Below are 13,459 nucleotides of genomic sequence, written 5' to 3'. Positions count from 1 at the left end.
CTCTCTCGCGTGGCGCCGGGTCAGGCGGTGCGCAGGGCGTCCTTGAGCTTGACGCGGGCGCCGGTGCGCAGGACCGCGTTGGAGTAGATCTTCGCCGCGAGCCAGACGAGCACCGGGATGACGGCGAGGGAGAGACCCAGGGCGAGCAGCGCCTCCCAGGTCTCGGCGCTGCCGAGCGCGATGCGCACGGGCATGAGGAGCGGCGAGCACAGCGGGACGTACGACAGCCACACGACGAGCGGGTTGTCCGGGGCCCACGGCGCGACGGAGACGCCCACGATGTACGGCACGATCATGAGGAACGTGACGGGGGTCGTGACGGCGCCGACGTCCTCCTGGCGCGAGACGAGCGCGCCGAGGCCGGCCATCAGCAGCGCGTAGCTGACGAAGCCCACGACGAACCACACGAGAGCCCAGACGGCCGCGGTGCCGAGGTCGATCGTCGACGTGTCGACCAGGCCGAGGCCGAGCGCGGTCCCGACGCCCGCGAGCACGACGAGCGCGACCTGTCCCAGTCCGACGAGGCCGATGCCGAGCACCTTCCCCGCCATGAGCTGCCACGGGCGGACCGTCGAGAGCAGCAGTTCGACGACCCTGCTCGTCTTCTCCTCCACGACGCCCTGCGCGATGAGCTGGCCGCTGATCATGATGGCCATGAAGAGCAGGATCCCGGTGACGAGCCCGGTGACGTAGCGGGTCGGGTCGAACTCGCTGGGTTCGCCGATCGTGCGGACGGTCGGCTCGGCCGTCGCGATGTCGCCCGCGACCTGCGCGGGGTCGCCGCCGAGGTCCGCGACGGCGTCGGACAGCGCGGTCTGCTGGGCGAGGGTCGTGAAGACGGCGGTCAGGCCGGACGAGAGCTCGGTGTCCACGACGACGGTCGGAGCGTCGGCCGTCCCGGTCACCAGCGCGTCGAGGTCGCCGTCGCGCACCTGGGCCTCGCCCGCGGCGTCGTCCGCGACGTCGGCGGTCTCGACCTCGGTCCCGAGCGTGCTGCCCGTGGCCTCGATCGCCTCGGCGAGCGACGCGGTCTGCGGCGTGACGCCGACCCGCTCGGCGGTCGGCCCGGACGAGCTCGCGGCGTTGAGCACGACCCCGCCGAGCACGACCGCGCCGACGAGGATGACGGTCAGCCAGACGAACGACTTCGAGCGGAGCCGCGTCATGATCTCGCGGCTCGCGACGAGGCGGATCGCGCCCCAGGACGTCAACGAGGTCCCCGTGCTCATGCCCCCGCCTCCACGGTCTCGGCGGCCGCGGCGGCCGGCTTCTCCTCGGCGCTCACGACGTCGCGGTACAGCTCGGTGAGGGACGGCCGCACGAGCGAGAACTCGTGCACCGGCCCGGCGGCGAGCGCCGCGCGCAGCACGGCCTGCTCGCGACCGCTGGTCCCGTCGACGGCTCCGTCGCCGGCGACCCCGGCGCCTGGGGTGAGCTCCACGACCGTGCGCGACCCCTCGAGGCTGACCGCCCGCGCGTCGGGCACGGCGCCGATCCAGCCCGCCCCGGGTGGCCCGTCCACGACCCATCTCTCCGTCTCGGTCCGGCGGAGCTCGTCGATCGTGCCGACCTCGACCATCGCACCGTCCTTGATGATCCCGACCCGGTCGCACAGGCGCTCCACGAGGTCGAGCTGGTGCGAGGAGAAGACGACGGGGACGCCCGCCTCGGCGCGGTCGCGCAGGACGCCGCTCATGACGTCGACGGCGACGGGGTCGAGCCCGCTGAACGGCTCGTCGAGCACGAGCAGCTCGGGGTCGTGGGTGAGCGCCGCCGCGAGCTGGACGCGTTGCTGGTTGCCGAGCGAGAGCTTCTGGACCTCGTCGCCGCGGCGCGCCTCGACGCCGAGCGTCGTGGTCCACCGCTCCATCGCGGCGGAGGCGTCAGCGGCGGACAGCCCGTGCAGCCGGGCGAGGTAGACGAGCTGCTCGCCCACCTTCATGCGCGGGTAGAGCCCGCGCTCCTCGGGCATGTACCCGATGCGGCGTCGCGCCGCGAGGTCGATCGGACGGCCGTCCCACCGCACCTCGCCGCCGTCGGCGGCGAGCACGCCGAGGACGATGCGCATGGTCGTCGTCTTGCCGGCCCCGTTGGAGCCGACGAAGCCGAAGATCTCCCCGGCGCGCACGTCGAACGACGTCCCGCGCAGGGCGCGCACGTCGCCGTAGGTCTTGGTCAGCGAGTCGATCTCGAGTGTCGCCATGCGCCCACACAACCATGCGCCGGTGCGCAGGGCACGGGACAGATGTCACGTCCTGCCCGACCCTGGCGGCGGGGAGGATCGTCCTCCGACCGGGGCTCAGCCGCGGTGCTCGTCGCGCACCGGGGGCAGCGGAGAGCGCGCGGCGCGCACCGTGAGGCGGAGCATCGCGGCGGTCGCGTGGTCGACGTCGGCGACGTCGTCGCGCCGGACGGCGTCGAGCGCGACCCAGAGGAGCTCGCGCGCGAGCGCGGCCTCGCGCTCGTCGAGGCGGCCGGAGATCGACTCGACGGCGCTCATCGCGACGAGCACGCGCATGCCCGCCGACGTGGGCGGGGCGACGCGCACGCGTCGGATCTCGACGGCGTCGCGCAGGGCCCGGCGCTCGACGCGCGAGAGCCGGGGACCGGCCACCCGCAGGAGCGCGTGCGTCAGCAGGGCGGCCGTGACACCGAGGACCGCGGCGACGACGACCAGGGCGACGGGCGCCAGGGCGTGCCCCACGAGGAGCGCGGCGAGCGCCGTCGCCACGCCCGCGACGAGCCCCAGGCGCACGCCGTCGACCGACGCGTGCCACTCGGCGTGGCGCCGCACGCGGTCGAGCTCGCGCGGCGTCAGGCCGGGGACGAGCACGTCGGTGCGCTGGACGATGCGGTCCGGCGCTCCGGCGACGGGGCCCTGGAGGCAGCGCGCCGTCGTCCAGGTCGAGTACCCCCAGACCGTGGGACGGATCTCGTCCTGGCGGTCCTCGTGCGTGCGGTCGGTGGACCGGTCGTGCCCGTGCATGAAGTGCCCCGCTTCGTCGGTCTCGTGCTTCCGCAAGGAGAGACGGGTCCGCCCTGGCCCCATGACGCGGATTCTGGGAAGTTTCCCGGGGCGACCGGTGGACGGACGCGTCAGGACGCCGTCACGACCTGGGCGTCGTGATGAGGTGCGGGCGCTTCTCCATGTCCGCGAGGCCGTTCCACGCGAGGTTGACGAGGTGCGCCGCGACCTCGGTCTTCTTGGGCGAGCGCGCGTCGAGCCAGTACTGCCCGGTGAGGGCGACCATGCCGACGAGCATCTGCGCGTAGATGGGCGCGACCTTGGGGTCGAGCCCGCGCGTGCGGAACTGGTTCGCCAGCAGGTGCTCCACCTGCGTCGCGACGTCGCCGATGAGGCTCGAGAACGTGCCGGTGGCCTGGGCGACGGGAGAGTCGCGCACGAGGATGCGGAACCCGTCCTCGGACGCCTCGATGTAGGACAGGAGTGCGAGCGCGGTGCGCTCGAGGAGGACCTTCGGGTGACCGCCCTCGTCGAGCGCTCCCGACAGCGCCGCGGTGAGCGCCTGCACCTCGCGGTCCACGACGACGGCGTAGATGCCCTCCTTGCCGCCGAAGTGCTCGTACACGACTGGCTTGGACACCTCGGCGCGCGCGGCGATCTCCTCGACGCTCGTGCCCTCGAACCCCTTCTCGGCGAACAGCCGCCGGCTGACCGCGAGCAGCTGCTCGCGCCGCTGGCTCGCGGTCATGCGGGATCGGGGGGTGCGTCTGGGCTCGGCCACGGGGTCCATCATGCCGTGCACCCGCCGCTGTGCCCCGCGTGCGCTCGCGCGCGGGTGTGGCGCAGGCAACTGTCGCGGTGGGCGGAGACCAGGGTGCGGACGGGACGAGACGGGCACGACCGGCGTCGGGCACGGGGACCGACCTGGCAGACTGTTCCCGGACCCACCCCGCCCGCCGTGGCCCGGGAGACGTACCGGAGCACGGCGACGGGCAGGTGACGGGCACAGCCGTCGCCGGGTCCGATCCGCCTTGGTGTAATCGGCAGCACAAGGGTTTTTGGTGCCCTTGGTCCAGGTTCGAGTCCTGGGGGCGGAGCTCGTGCCACCGATCCCGAGGGGAACACCCATGGAAGCTCAGCAGGGAACCGACTCGACCGTCGCCCCCGCTGCCGTGATCGTCCTCGCCGCAGGCGAGGGCACGCGGATGAAGTCGTCCACCCCCAAGATGCTGCACACGCTCGCGGGCCGCAGCCTGCTCGGGCACGTGCTCGTCGCGGCGCGCTCGCTCGACCCGGCGCTGCTCGCCGTCGTCGTGCGGCACGAGCGCGACCGCGTCGCCGAGCACGCGGTGTCGGTCGACCCGGACGCCGTCGTCGTGGACCAGGACGAGATCCCCGGGACGGGCCGAGCCGTGCAGTGCGCGCTCGCCGCGCTCGACGCGAAGGCCCACGCGCAGGCGCTCCTGCACGGCGTGCCCGACGGCGAGGAGGGGCGCGGCGCCGGCGACGGGCTCGAGGGGCCCGTGGTCGTGACCGCGGGCGACACCCCCCTGCTCGACGGCGGCACGCTGGGCCAGCTCCTCGCCGCGCACGTCGTGGACGGCAACGCGGTGACGATGCTGACGACGGAGCTCGAGGACGCGACGGGCTACGGGCGCGTCGTGCGCGACGGCTCGGGGGACGTGCAGCGCATCGTCGAGCACAAGGACGCGTCGGCCGACGAGCGCGCGATCCGTGAGATCAACGCGTCGATCTACGTGTTCGACGCCGCGGTCCTGCGCCGCGGGCTGGGCACGCTCGGCCGTGACAACGCGCAGGGCGAGGTGTACCTCACGGACGTCGTCGCGGCAGCGCGCGCCGAGGGCGGCACGGTCCGCGCGCTCGTCTCGGCGGACCCGACGATCGTCGAGGGCGTCAACGACCGCGTGCAGCTCGCGACGCTGCGCGCGGAGCTCAACCGCCGGATCCTCGAGGACTGGATGCGCGAGGGCGTGACCGTCGTCGACCCGGCCACCACGTGGGTCGACGTCGACGTCGAGCTCGCGCGCGACGTCACCCTGCTCCCGGGCACGCAGCTCCACGGCGCGACGGTCGTCGCCGAGGGCGCGACGATCGGCCCGGACACGACGCTCACGGACACCGAGGTCGGCGCCGGCGCGACGGTGACCCGCACGCACGGCAGCCTCGCGGTGCTGGGCGCGGGGACGTCCGTCGGGCCGTTCGCCTACCTGCGCCCGGGCACCGTGCTGGGCGCGAAGGGGAAGATCGGCACGTTCGTCGAGACGAAGAACGCGGAGATCGGCGAGGGTTCCAAGATCCCGCACCTGTCCTACGTGGGCGACGCGACGATCGGCGAGCACACGAACATCGGCGCCGCGTCGGTCACCGTCAACTACGACGGCGTCCACAAGCACCGCACGGTGATCGGGTCGCACGCGCGGACGGGCGCGGACAACATGTTCGTCGCCCCCGTGAGCGTCGGCGACGGTGCCTACACCGCGGCCGGCTCCGTCATCCGCCGCGACGTGCCCGCGGGCGCGCTCGGCGTGAGCGGCGGGCAGCAGCGCAACATCGAGGGCTGGGTCGAGCGTCGTCGCCCGGGCACGGCCGCGGCCGACGCCGCGGGCGCCGCGCGCGCGAGCGACCCCGAGGCCCCGCCGCTCGGCGCGCAGGCCCAGGCGCAGCTCGCGGACCAGAGCGCCGCGGCGACCGCCGAGCGCCCGACCCCGCCGCCGCCCGGCCCGGAGCTCGAGCACACGCTCGAGGCGCTGCGTGGCGGTCGCTCCGCGACCACGGCAGACTGACCGCGTCCGGCCGAGACCTCCTCAGACCCACCCCGCACCCGGAAACACCACCGAAGGAACCCACTGGTATGAGCAGCACGATCGCCGGAAACGGGGAGAAGTCCCTCGTCCTCGCCTCGGGGCGCGCGCACCCCGAGCTGGCCAACGACGTCGCGCGGGAGCTGGGCATCGACCTGCTGCCCACGACCGCGTACGACTTCGCGAACGGCGAGATCTACGTCCGGTTCGGCGAGTCGGTGCGCGGCGCCGACGTCTTCATCCTCCAGAGCCACACCGCGCCGATCAACCAGTGGATCATGGAGCAGCTGCTCATGGTCGACGCCGCGAAGCGCGCCTCGGCCCGCACCATCACGGTGGTCCAGCCGTTCTACGGCTACGCCCGCCAGGACAAGAAGCACCGTGGCCGCGAGCCGATCTCGGCCCGCCTCATGTCCGACCTGTTCACCGCGGCGGGTGCCGACCGCCTCATGAGCGTCGACCTGCACGCCGCGCAGACGCAGGGCTTCTTCGACGGCCCCGTCGACCACCTGTGGGCGATGCCGATCCTCACGGACTACGTCCGCACGCGCGTCGACACGTCGAACGTCACGGTCGTCTCGCCCGACGCCGGCCGCATCCGCGTCGCCGAGCAGTGGGCGGCGAAGCTCGGCGGCGGGCCGCTCGCGTTCGTGCACAAGACGCGCGACGTCACGCGCCCGAACCAGGCCGTCGCCAACCGCGTCGTCGGCGACGTCGAGGGCCGCGACTGCGTGCTCGTCGACGACCTCATCGACACCGGCGGCACGATCGCCGAGGCGGTGCGCGTCATCCTCGCCGCGGGTGCGCGGTCGGTCATCGTGGCCGCGACGCACGGCGTGCTGTCCGACCCGGCGGCGCAGCGCCTCTCGGAGTGCGGGGCCAGCGAGGTCGTCATCACGGACACGCTGCCCATCGCCGCGGAGAAGCAGTTCCCGCAGCTCACCGTGCTCTCCATCGCGCCGCTCGTGGCGCGCGCCATCCGCGAGGTGTTCGACGACGGGTCGGTCACCTCGCTCTTCGACGGCAACAGCTGACAGGAGGGGCCGTGGGCGGCTCGGGAGTGACGACCACCGGACAGGGGGCGGTGACCGCGGCGCCGGACGTCGCGGTCGTCGAGCTGGGCGCGGAGTCGAGCGCGCCCGGCGTCCAGGAGGCCCTCGACCGCGCGAACACGGGGCTCGCCGCGGCGCGCGACGCGCTCGTCGCGGCGGGCGTCGACGCCGCGGACGTGCGCACGTCGCAGACGTCGACGTGGACCGAGCAGCGCGACGACGGCCCGCGCACGACCGCGCGGCTCACGCTGCGCGCGACGGTGCGCGACGTCGCGGCGTGCGGGGAGATCGTCCGCGCCGCGCTCGACGCGGCCGGGCCCGTCGCGCGCCTCGACTCGACGAGCCTCGCCGTCGGCGACCCCGGCCCGCTCGCCGTGGCGGCGCGCGACGCCGCGTTCGCCGACGCGCGCTCGCGCGCCGAGCAGTACGCGCGGCTGGCCGGACGCTCGCTCGGCCCGGTCGTGGAGGTCCGCGAGGACGCGGGCGGGCCCGGTCCGATGCCGCGCCTCATGGCGGCCAAGGCGGCGAGCGACGCGCTCGTCGTCGAGCCCGGCACGCAGGAGGTCCGCGCGAGCGTGACGGTGCGCTGGGAGCTCGCGGACTGACGACCCGCTCCGCGCGACCGTGCGCGGCGCACGGGACGCTCGTGACAAAAGGCAGGGGTCCTGGGCCGAGGCGCGCCCTAGCGTGGTGGCCATGCTCATCCTCGAGGACTACCTGCTGCTCACGCTCGACGACGTGACCGGGAAGGCCGTCGTGGACGCCTCGTACCGCGAGCAGGTCGCCGCGGGGGCGCTCCTCGTCGAGCTGGCGCTCCTGGGTCGCGCCGACCTCGCGGGTGACGGCGACGGCGGGCGCGTCGGCCGGATCGTCGTGCGGGACCCGTCCCCGACGGGCAACGCGCTGCTCGACGAGGCTCTCGACGTCGTGCGGTCGCGCGAGGGGTCGACGCCCAAGGCGCTCGTGGCGCCCCTCGCGAAGCTCAAGCCGGCGTCCCGCGCGGTCGGGTCGCTCGCCGAGCGCGGCGTCCTGCGCCGCGAGGAGGGGCGCGTGCTCGGGATCTTCCCCACCACGCGCTGGCCGGCCGCCGACACCCGGCACGAGGACGGCGTGCGCGCCGACCTGTGGCGCGTCCTGGTCGACGGCGGCGCGCCGGACCAGCGCACCGCCGCCCTGGTGGCGATCCTCGCCGCGACCGGGCAGGCGGGCCGCGTGCTGGCCGCCGGCGACGGCCGTGGAGCCCCGGCCGTCGCCGACGGCGGAGCCGACCTGTCCGGGTCGCGCCGTCGCGCCGTCGACGCGCGTGCGAAGGAGATCGCGCGGCAGAGCTGGGCGAGCGAGGCGGTGCGCGCCTACGTGGAGGAGGTCACCGCGGTGATCCTCGTCGGCGCCACGGTCGCCGCGACGGCAGCGGCGACGAGCTGAGGGTCGCCGGTCGGCGCACCGCTCCCGCGACCGGCGTCAGGGCCGGCCGAGCGCTCGGTACGTCCAGCCGGCGTCGCGCCAGACCGCCGGGTCGAGCGCGTTGCGCCCGTCCAGGACGCGCCGGTGCGCGACGTGCTCGCCCAGCGCGCGAGGGTCGAGGTCGCGGTACTCGCGCCACTCCGTGAGCAGCACGACGACGTCGGCCTCCTGCGCGGCCTCCTCGACGGTCGCCGCGAACTTCAGCTCCGGTGCGGTGCGCCGCGCGTTCTCCACCGCGCGGGGGTCCGTGACGACGACGTGCGCACCCTGGAGGTGCATCTGCATCGCGACGTTGAGCGCGGGGGAGTCCCGCGTGTCGTCGCTGTCCGGCTTGAACGCGGCGCCGAGGACGGCGACGTTGCGACCGACGATCGACCCGCCGCACACCTCGCGTGCGAGGTCGACCATCCGTACGCGGCGCCGCATGTTGATGGAGTCGACCTCCCGCAGGAACGACAGCGCCTGGTCGACGCCCAGCTCGCCCGCCCGGGCCATGAACGCGCGGATGTCCTTGGGCAGGCACCCGCCGCCGAACCCCAGACCGGCGTTGAGGAAGCTGCGCCCGATGCGGGCGTCGTGCCCGATCGCGTCGGCGAGGACCGTGACGTCGCCCCCGGTGGCCTCGCACAGCTCGGCCATGGCGTTGATGAACGAGATCTTCGTCGCGAGGAACGAGTTCGCCGCGACCTTGACGAGCTCGGCCGTCGCGAAGTCGGTGACGACCTTCGGCGTGCCGTCCGCGAGGACGCTCGCGTACACCTCGTCGAGGACGCCCTCCGAGGTGCCGTCGTCCCCGGGCTCGACGCCGTACACGAGGCGGTCCGGGTGGAGCGTGTCCTGGACGGCGTGACCCTCGCGGAGGAACTCCGGGTTCCACACGAGGCGCGCCCCGGGCTGGGCCTCGCGGACGCGCGCGGCGAGCCGCGCGGCGGTCCCCACCGGGACGGTGGACTTGCCGACCACGAGGTCGCCGGGGGCCAGGTGCGGCAGGAGGGACTCGACCGCGGCGTCGACGTAGCGCAGGTCCGCGGCGTACTCGCCCTGCCGCTGCGGCGTGCCGACGCAGACGAAGTGGACCCGCGCCCCGGCCGCCCGGGACACGTCCGTCGTGAAGGACAACCGGCCGCTGCCGACCTCCTGCTCGAGGAGGCGGGGCAGTCCGGGCTCGAAGAACGGGGCCTCGCCCGCGGTGAGCGCGGTGACCTTGTCGGCGTCGACGTCCACGCCGACGACGTCGTGCCCGAGGGACGCCATGCTCGCCGCGTGCACGGCACCGAGGTACCCGCAACCGACCACCGAGATGCGCATCGAAGGTCCTCCGTAGGAGACGGTCTGGGTGTCGGCCCACGCTACTCCGCCCGCCGCGCCGGACGGCCGGCTCGTGGGGGTGAAATGACGGACACGGGGCACCAAGCGGTCGTGCCGGACGCCCGCGGCGGGTGAACTTCCGGGCGGGAGGTCGCCCTCGTGGCCCCGGGAGTGGTTCGATTCGCCTGAGGGTGCGTGCAGGGGGCGGCGGTCACGCGGTGTCGCCGCAGTCTCGACGAGCACACGCGAGAAGCAGGACGCACCACATGCCGCACACACAGGAGCCTCGACCGTCCGGGGTCACGCGTCGGCGATGGGTCGTCGCGACGGCCGGCGCGGTGGCGGGTGCGCTCGCGCTCGTGGGCATCGGGGCGGCGCTCCCCGGGATCCCCGGCGGTGCCGGGACCTCGCAGCTCACCGACGTCGTCGGCGACGCCGAGGCCGAGAGCGTCGCGATCGGCGGCGCCGTCGGCCAGGAGGTCGCGGCGAACTTCGACCCCGAGCAGTCCGGCCCCGAGGGACCGGACGCGTCCGCCTCGTCGATGTGGTGGCGGTGGACGGCCCCGACGAGCGGTCCCATCACGTTCTCGACGCACGGCAGCGAGCTCGACACCGTGCTCACGGTCTACCCGGGCACGGCGACGAACCCCCCCGTCGCGACGAACGACGACGAGGGCGACGTCCGGACCTCGTCGGTGACCTTCGACGCGACCGCGGGCGAGGAGTACCTCGTCGAGGTCTCCGCCAAGTCGCCCGACCCCGGGCTGCTGACCCTGTCGTGGCAGCCGCCCGCACCGGCGGCCGCCGCGCTCCCGGAGGAGCCCGCCGCGGCGGCGGTCACGTCCACCGGCATCCCCCTCACGGGGAACACGGGCGAGAAGCCCCAGTCGAAGCTCTGGTCGGCGGGCGGCACGTGGTGGGCGGTGCTCGCCTCGGCCAGCACGTCGCCCGCGGGCACGTGGGTCTGGCGGTACGACGCGGTCGCCAAGACGTGGACGAACGTCACGCGCATCTCCGAGCGGACGGACGTGCGCGCGGACGTCAAGGCCGTGGGCGACGTCGCGCACGTGCTGCTCCACGGGCCGACCACGACCCTCGTCTCGATCCAGCGGGACCCGCAGTCGAACACCTACGTCCCGTGGGCCTCGCGCGCCGGCGCGACGGCCGTCTCCCTGCCCGGCAGCGAGACCGCGACCATCGACATCGACTCGACCGGCCGCATGTGGGTCGCCTGGGACACGGCGAGCCAGGTGCAGGTGCGCTGGAGCGACGCGCCCTACGCCTCGTTCTCGGCACCGGTCACGGTCGCGTCGGGGATCACGGACGACGACATCGCCGTCGTCACCGCGATGCCGGGCAAGAAGGTCGGCGTGCTGTGGTCCAACCAGAACACCCAGAGGTTCGGGTTCCGGACGCACGTGGACGGCGCGCCCCCCTCGACGTGGACGGCCGACGAGGTCCCCGCGGCCGGGTCCGCGCTCCCGGTCGGCGGTGGCATGGCGGACGACCACCTCAACGTCGCCGTGGCCGACGACGGGACGTTCTACGCGGCCGTCAAGACGTCGTACAACACCGCGGACAACACGGTCATCGGGCTCCTGGTCCGTCACCCCGACGGCACCTGGGACCCGCTGCGCGAGGTCGACCGGATCGGCACGCGCGGCGTCGTCGTCGTCGACGACGTCACCGACCGTCTCCGCGTCGTGTACACGCGGAGCACCAACCTCGACGACATCCTCGTGAAGGAGACCTCCCGGCTCTCTCCCGACTTCTCCGGAGCGGCCGAGACGGTGCTCGACGGCTCGTGGAACAACGCCACCGCGACCAAGTCGAACGTCCCCGGCGAGGTGCTGGTGATGGCGGCCTCCGCCACGACGGCGCGCGCGGCGCGCCTCGCCTGGACGCCTGCCGGCGCCCCGACGGCGCAGGACTCGACGGTCGCGACGACGGCGGGCGGCACGGTCGCCGGGAGGCTCGGCGCGCAGGCGACGACCGACGACCCGCTCACGTTCCAGATCGTCACGCCGCCCACGGCGGGCACCCTGACGGCGTTCGACCCCGCCACGGGCGCGTTCACCTACCGTGCGGGAGCTGCGAGCGGGCTCGACTCGTTCACGTTCCGCGTGGGCAGCGGCGGGCTGTGGTCGGCTCCTGCCACCGTGGGCGTGCGCGTCTCCTCCGCGGACGGTCTGGTCGGCGCCTGGAACCTCGACGAGGGCCAGGGGCTCGTGACCGCCGACTCCTCCGGGTGGGGCAACGGCGGGACGCTCGTCGGAGGTTCCTCGTGGGTCCCGGGCGTCACCGGCTCCGCCGTGCGGTCGGACGGCGCCACCGGCCTCGTCCGGGTCCCGGACTCCGCCGCGCTCGACGTCAGCACCGCTCTCACGGTCGCCGCCTGGGTGCGCCCCGAGCAGGCCGCGACCCAGTACGTCGTGAAGAAGGCGACGAACGACGCCGCGGACGGGTTCGAGCTGGCGCTCGCGAGCAACGGCAAGCCCTTCCTGCGCCTCAACGAGGACAGCTCGGGCGACACCTACCGGGTGAACGCGACGTCCTCCTACCCCACGAACGGCACCTGGGTGCACCTCGTCGGGACGTACGACGGGACGCGCATGCGGATCTACGTGAACGGCGTCGAGCAGGCGTCGAAGGCGGGCCCCGCGAGCATCGGCACGAACGCGTCACCCCTGGGCATCGGCGCCGAGGGCAGCGGCTACCGGCCCGTCAAGGGTGCGGTCGACGGGGTCCGCCTGTACGACCGGGCGCTGTCGGCGGCCGAGGTGACGACCCTGTTCCAGGGCGGGACGACGCAGCCCACGCCGGCCCCCGTCGCGCAGGACGTCGCGGTCACGACGGCGCTGGGCCAGCCGGTCTCCGGCACGCTCGCGGCCACGGTGCCCCAGGGCGCGACGCCGCAGTTCCAGGTCGTCACGCCGCCGACGCGTGGGACGGTCGCGCTGACGAGCACGTCCACCGGCGCGTTCACCTACACGCCGGGCGCCTCCGCGGGCGCCGACTCCTTCACCTTCCGGGTCGGTGCGGGCGGGCAGTGGTCCGCGCCGGCGACGGTCCGGGTGGCCGTGACGTCCCCGGACGGGCTCGTCGGTGCGTGGGACCTCGACGAGGGTCAGGGGCTCGCGACGGCGGACGCCTCGGGCTGGGCGAACAGCGGTTCGCTGGTCGGCGCGGCCACCTGGGTCCCCGGCCGGAGCGGGACCGCGGTGCGGTCCGACGGGGTGACCGGCTACGTCCGCGTGCCCGACGCGTCGACGCTCGACCTCACGACGCGGATGACGGTGGCCGCGTGGGTACGGCCGGAGCAGCTCGCGACCCAGTACGTCGTGAAGAAGGCCGCGCAGGGGACGACCGACGGGTACGAGCTCGGTCTCGCGAGCGGGGGCAAGCCGTTCCTGCGGCTCAACCACGCGTCGTCGGGGGACACGTACCGGGTCGACGCCACCTCGACGTACCCGACGGACGGCACGTGGGTGCACCTGGTCGGGACGTACGACGGGACGCGCATGCGGATCTACGTGAACGGGGTCGAGCAGGGCTCGAAGGCCGGTCCGGCGAGCATCGGGACGAGCTCGCTCCCGCTGGGCATCGGGGCCGAGCCCAACGGCACGCGGCCCACCAAGGGCGCCGTGGACTCCGTGCGGCTGTACGACCGCGCACTCACCGGCGCCGAGGTCGCGGCGCTCTACTCCGGGGCGAGCAGCTCGGTGCCCGCCCCGGACCCGACGCCGACCCCGGACCCGACTCCGACGCCGACCCCGGACCCGACGCCCACCCCGGACCCGACTCCGACGCCGGACCCGACGCCCACGCCGGACCCGACCCGACGCCGG

Annotated in this window: 10 protein-coding genes and 1 tRNA gene; 6 read left to right on the top strand and 5 right to left on the bottom strand. The window is 74.4% G+C overall.

Annotated features, from left to right (window positions below):
- Positions 1–20: 20 nt before the first annotated feature.
- The 4 genes from FB00_RS18440 to FB00_RS18425 form a co-directional block, all read right to left on the bottom strand.
- Complete coding sequence (locus FB00_RS18440) at positions 21–1,229, bottom strand: ABC transporter permease (RefSeq protein WP_047234379.1); 1,209 nt, start codon at positions 1,227–1,229, stop codon at positions 21–23.
- Positions 1,226–2,203, bottom strand: coding sequence for an ABC transporter ATP-binding protein (locus FB00_RS18435; protein WP_047234378.1), 978 nt, complete (start codon positions 2,201–2,203; stop codon positions 1,226–1,228). The genes FB00_RS18440 and FB00_RS18435 overlap by 4 nt, the downstream gene beginning before the upstream one ends.
- Positions 2,204–2,299: 96 nt before the next feature.
- Positions 2,300–2,986, bottom strand: coding sequence for a hypothetical protein (locus FB00_RS18430; RefSeq protein ID WP_047234377.1), 687 nt, complete (start codon positions 2,984–2,986; stop codon positions 2,300–2,302).
- A 121-nt stretch (positions 2,987–3,107) separates the two neighbouring features.
- On the bottom strand, positions 3,108–3,713 hold the full coding sequence (locus FB00_RS18425) for a TetR/AcrR family transcriptional regulator (RefSeq protein WP_047234376.1): 606 nt from the start codon (positions 3,711–3,713) through the stop codon (positions 3,108–3,110).
- A gap of 277 nt (positions 3,714–3,990) precedes the next feature.
- On the opposite strand from FB00_RS18425, the gene FB00_RS18420 reads away from it, so the two are divergent.
- The 5 genes from FB00_RS18420 to FB00_RS18400 all read left to right on the top strand — a co-directional run bounded on the left by FB00_RS18420 (position 3,991) and on the right by FB00_RS18400 (position 8,264).
- Positions 3,991–4,062 (top strand) — tRNA-Gln (locus FB00_RS18420).
- A 30-nt stretch (positions 4,063–4,092) separates the two neighbouring features.
- On the top strand, positions 4,093–5,769 hold the full coding sequence (gene glmU / locus FB00_RS18415; protein ID WP_047234375.1) for a bifunctional UDP-N-acetylglucosamine diphosphorylase/glucosamine-1-phosphate N-acetyltransferase GlmU: 1,677 nt from the start codon (positions 4,093–4,095) through the stop codon (positions 5,767–5,769).
- A 68-nt stretch (positions 5,770–5,837) separates the two neighbouring features.
- Positions 5,838–6,821 carry a ribose-phosphate diphosphokinase gene (locus FB00_RS18410; RefSeq protein WP_047234374.1) on the top strand — a complete coding sequence of 328 codons (984 nt, stop codon included), beginning with the start codon at positions 5,838–5,840 and terminating at the stop codon, positions 6,819–6,821.
- A 26-nt stretch (positions 6,822–6,847) separates the two neighbouring features.
- Positions 6,848–7,444, top strand: coding sequence for an SIMPL domain-containing protein (locus FB00_RS18405; protein ID WP_231581932.1), 597 nt, complete (start codon positions 6,848–6,850; stop codon positions 7,442–7,444).
- Positions 7,445–7,535: 91 nt separating this feature from the next.
- Positions 7,536–8,264, top strand: a complete 729-nt coding sequence (locus FB00_RS18400; RefSeq protein WP_047234393.1) for a GOLPH3/VPS74 family protein — start codon at positions 7,536–7,538, stop codon at positions 8,262–8,264.
- Positions 8,265–8,300: 36 nt separating this feature from the next.
- Here the strand turns inward: FB00_RS18400 and FB00_RS18395 are convergent, their stop codons facing one another.
- Positions 8,301–9,611, bottom strand: coding sequence for a UDP-glucose dehydrogenase family protein (locus tag FB00_RS18395; RefSeq protein ID WP_047234373.1), 1,311 nt, complete (start codon positions 9,609–9,611; stop codon positions 8,301–8,303).
- A gap of 266 nt (positions 9,612–9,877) precedes the next feature.
- Here FB00_RS18395 and FB00_RS21345 point away from each other — a divergent pair.
- A partial coding sequence (locus FB00_RS21345; RefSeq protein ID WP_052877777.1) for a LamG-like jellyroll fold domain-containing protein occupies positions 9,878–13,459 on the top strand: 3,582 nt, incomplete at its 3' end.

Origin of the sequence: Cellulosimicrobium funkei (assembly GCF_001019615.1) — a bacterium.
Classification (GTDB): domain Bacteria; phylum Actinomycetota; class Actinomycetes; order Actinomycetales; family Cellulomonadaceae; genus Cellulosimicrobium; species Cellulosimicrobium cellulans_E.
Note: the sequence above shows the minus strand (reverse complement) of the source record. Positions and strands in the feature narration are given on the sequence as shown.